Source organism: Mycobacterium sp. E796, assembly GCF_001672815.1.
In the GTDB taxonomy this organism is placed as follows: Bacteria; Actinomycetota; Actinomycetes; order Mycobacteriales; family Mycobacteriaceae; genus Mycobacterium.
In genome coordinates this window covers 1-2,848 of the sequence record NZ_LZKK01000084.1, presented here as the reverse complement: position 1 = coordinate 2,848, position 2,848 = coordinate 1, and the positions used below count along the sequence as shown (strand labels likewise).

General features: G+C 70.2%; 4 protein-coding genes and 1 pseudogene. 4 read left to right on the top strand and 1 reads right to left on the bottom strand.

Features of this window, described 5'->3' with window-relative positions; translation table 11 throughout:
• From A5706_RS07340 to A5706_RS07330, 3 genes are all read left to right on the top strand, one after another.
• The coding region (locus A5706_RS07340; protein ID WP_156767000.1) for an ABC transporter permease subunit at positions 1 to 311 on the top strand (311 nt) is incomplete at its 5' end.
• Positions 308 to 1,054, top strand: a complete 747-nt coding sequence (locus A5706_RS07335; RefSeq protein ID WP_068128661.1) for an ABC transporter permease — start codon at positions 308 to 310, stop codon at positions 1,052 to 1,054. The genes A5706_RS07340 and A5706_RS07335, both read left to right, overlap by 4 nt.
• Positions 1,055 to 1,058: 4 nt before the next feature.
• Positions 1,059 to 1,658: a putative glycolipid-binding domain-containing protein gene (locus A5706_RS07330; RefSeq protein ID WP_082964237.1), complete on the top strand. Its 600-nt coding sequence runs from the start codon at positions 1,059 to 1,061 to the stop codon at positions 1,656 to 1,658.
• On the opposite strand, the gene A5706_RS07325 is transcribed toward A5706_RS07330, so the two are convergent.
• The gene (locus A5706_RS07325; RefSeq protein WP_068128663.1) at positions 1,621 to 2,559 is read right to left on the bottom strand and encodes a prephenate dehydrogenase; all 939 of its coding nucleotides are present in this window, start codon (positions 2,557 to 2,559) and stop codon (positions 1,621 to 1,623) included. The two genes, A5706_RS07330 and A5706_RS07325, sit on opposite strands and share 38 nt — an antisense overlap.
• Before the next feature lie 114 nt (positions 2,560 to 2,673).
• Between A5706_RS07325 and A5706_RS32085 the strand changes: the two are divergent.
• Positions 2,674 to 2,848: pseudogene (locus A5706_RS32085) on the top strand (tRNA adenosine deaminase); the annotation flags it as partial.

Here is a 2,848-nt window from a genome sequence, read left to right as displayed (position 1 = left end):
TGAAAGTCGAACTGCCGCTGTCCATTCCGGTGCTCGTCGCCGGGCTGCGCGTCGTGGTGGTGACCAACATCGCGATGGTCTCGGTGGGTTCGGTGATCGGCATCGGCGGCCTGGGCACCTGGTTCACCGAGGGCTACCAGACCGACAAGAGCGATCAGATCGTCGCCGGCATCATCGCGCTGTTCGTGCTCGCGATCGCCATCGACGCGCTCATCGTCCTGGCGGGCCGGCTGGCCACGCCGTGGGAGCGGGCCGGGCGCACGCCGCGCCGCCGGTCGGTGGTGGCCCCTGTCGTGGGCGGCGCGCGATGAACTTCGTGCAGCAGGCCCTGTCCTACCTCCTGACCGCGGACAACTGGACCGGTCCCGTCGGGCTGGCATCGCGCATTCTCGAACACCTGGAGTACACGGCGATCGCGGTGGGCGCGTCGGCCTTGATCGCCGTTCCGGTCGGGCTGATCATCGGGCACACCGGGCGCGGCACGCTCCTGGTGGTCGGCGCCGTCAACGGCCTGCGGGCCCTGCCGACGCTGGGCGTGCTGCTGCTGGGGGTGCTGCTGTTCGGGCTGGGTTTGGGGCCGCCGCTGGTCGCCCTGATGTTGCTGGGCGTCCCGTCGCTGCTGGCCGGCACCTATGCGGGCATCGCCAACGTCGAGCCGACGGTCGTCGACGCCGCCCGCGCGATGGGCATGACGGAGGCGCAGGTGCTGCTTCGCGCGGAGATACCCAACGCGCTGCCGCTGATCCTGGGCGGGCTGCGCAACGCGACGCTGCAGGTGGTCGCCACTGCAACCGTCGCCGCCTACGCGAGTCTCGGCGGCCTGGGCCGATACCTGATCGACGGGATCAAGGAGCGCGAGTTCCACCTCGCGCTGGTCGGCGCGCTGATGGTGGCGGCATTGGCGCTGATCCTCGACGGCCTGTTGGCGCTCGCGGTGTGGGCGTCGGCGCCCGGTACCGGCCGGTTACGCGGGCGGGTACGGCGGCGCGACCACGTGACGCCGACCGCACTTGTCGACAAACGTGCCGCCGTCGGTGGACAAGTTTTACGGTAGAAGAGTGAACACGGCCCCCTCCGACCCCGCCCGGCGCGTATGGCAGGCGATGTTGACCTGGCGCGCACAGGACATCTCGCGCATGGAATCGGTACGAATCCAGTTGTCCAACAAGCGGATGAGGGCTAACGGGCGCATCGTCGCCGCCGCCACCCCGACCAATCCGGCGTTCGGCGCCTACTACGACCTGCAGACCGACGAGACCGGCGCCACCAAGCGGCTCGGGTTGACCGTGACGTTGGCCGAGCGCGAGCGCGTGCTCTCCATCGCCCGCGACGAGGAAAACATGTGGCTGATCACCGACCACCAGGGGGAGCGGCGCGCCGGATACAACGGCGCGCTCGACGTCGACGTGGTGTTCAGCCCGTTCTTCAACGCGCTGCCGATCCGGCGCCTCGCGCTGCACGAACGGGCGGACACGGTGACGCTGCCCATGGTCTACGTGAACGTGCCCGACATGAACGTCACCGCGGCGACCGTCAGCTACACCAGCGAGGGCCGTCTCGACGGAATCAAGTTGCGCTCTCCCGTCGCCGACACCACCGTGAGCGTCGACGAGGACGGCTTCATTGTGGATTACCCAAGCTTGGCAGAGCGGATCTGATCACCCCGCCCGCCCGGCCCGCGGCGGCCAGTTCCTCGCGCCACTTCTCCTCGCCGATGACGACCGTGAAGATGTCGGAGCGCGGGAAGCTGTCGTAACGCGTCCGCGCGGCGTGGCCGGCGTCGATGAGGTCGGCCAGTGAGTTGTGGCTGGCCAGCGAGTCGCGGGCGCGGGCCAGCAACCCGATGACTTGGTCGACGGCCGGGAGCAGCTGCTCGGAGTTGCCCTCGCACATCGCCCGGACCAGGTCGGGGGCGGTGCCGGCGACTCGGGTGCCGTCACGGAACGAGCCGGCCGCGAGCGCGAACGCCAGCGGGACCTCGCCCGCGGTGACCGCCAGCGCCTCGGCGAGCAGGTGCGGCAGGTGCGAGATGGCGGCCGCCGCGGCGTCGTGCTCGTCCGATTTGGCCGGTACCACCAGCGCGCCGCAATCCAGCGCCAGCGTCATCACCATCGACCACACCACGGGGTCGACGTGGTCGTCGACGCTGATGACCCACGGGGCCCGGGTGAACAGTCCGGCGTATCCGGCGGCCCATCCCGAGTCCGCGGTGCCCGTCATGGGGTGGCCGCCGACGAAGCGCTCCAGCAGACCGGCCGCGGTCACTTCTCGTAGCACCGCGCTCTTGACGCTGGTGACGTCGGTCAGCGGGCAACTGGGGGCCAGCTCGCTGATGTGGGCGAGCATGCCCGCCAACGCCGGCATCGGCACGGCGACGACGATCAGCGCACCGCTGTCGGCGGCCCGGGTCAGGGTGTGGCTGAGATCGGTGCTGGCGTCGAAGCCGTCGGCCGTGGCCGCGTGCGCGCCCTCGACCGATCGGTTGTAGCCGAACACGTCGCGGCCGGCCGCGGTGGCGGCCCGCATGATCGAGCCGCCGATCAGGCCCAGCCCGAGCACGCAGACGGGCGTCTTGGATCCAGGGTGCGCCACTGTCTAAGGTTTGCACACTTTTGTCGGGCGGCGGTGTTCCGTCTGGTCAGTTGGGCTGGTCAGCGACTAGCGTAGGCGCCCATGGGAGCACAGCGCGCTCCAGCGCAAGGGCCGTCCGCGGACGCACCGGACGGCTTCGGCGTTGCCGTCGTGCGAGAAGAGGGTAAGTGGCGCTGTTATCCCATGGGCGCCAAGGCGCTGACGAGCCTTCAGACCGCCGAGACGGAGCTGCGTGAGCTGCGCAGCTCGGGCGCGG